Here is a 710-nt window from a genome sequence, read left to right as displayed (position 1 = left end):
GGTAACCGTCACCGCGGGGAGCGCGGTGGCCTACACGCTATTGCTGTTTTTCAGCAGCGTCGCAACCGCGCGCGCGATTCCGACGCCCCTGGGGTTCCACGCCGCTGACATTGTCCTGCACGGTGTCCTGGCGGCGGTGAACTTCGCCCTGCTGATGTGGCTGATTCCCGACGAGCTGGGAGACGAGGTATGGGCGCCGCGGCGGCGCCGTGACCGCGATGGGGGCCACGCCGACCAGGCGGATCGCAAGCCCGAGGCCGCATCGCCCTCGGTGCGGGCGAACGCTTCGCGGATGGGAGCCCGGCAAGGAGCGTCCCAACGTTCGTCGCCGCGGACGGAAGCAACCCGCCCACCGTCGACCGTCCCGCCGGCCGACGTTCCGGTGACACGTCGCGATCCGCCCCAGCAATCGGGGAGCCAAGCAACGACTAAGCCCGTGGCCCCTCATGTCGAAAACTCCACCCGGTCGAACCAGTTCGTTGCTCGGGCGACGGGTGCAGCCCCATCCCGCGGCGTTGTGCCGGTGGTGGTGGCCCTGGCTGCCGCCGTCGGCGTCATCGTGTGGTTACGCCGCCGCTGAAGCTGCCTGGGTGAGACCGGGAGCTGTCAGATTCCCGCGCAGATGTGGACGAACGGGATCGGCGCGCAAATGCTGGCCGAGATGTATGGCCTGGGGCCGTAATAACCACCCCAAGACGGTGGCCGGGTTG

At 68.9% G+C, this 710-nt stretch carries 1 pseudogene; it reads left to right on the top strand.

The annotated features are described in order from the left end of the window. Positions 1-580: pseudogene (locus tag A5701_RS20405) on the top strand (hypothetical protein); the annotation flags it as partial. Positions 581-710 lie beyond the last annotated feature (130 nt).

It is taken from the genome of Mycobacterium sp. E3305, from assembly GCF_001666785.1.
Classification (GTDB): Bacteria; Actinomycetota; Actinomycetes; order Mycobacteriales; family Mycobacteriaceae; genus Mycobacterium.
Note: the sequence above shows the minus strand (reverse complement) of the source record. Positions and strands in the feature narration are given on the sequence as shown.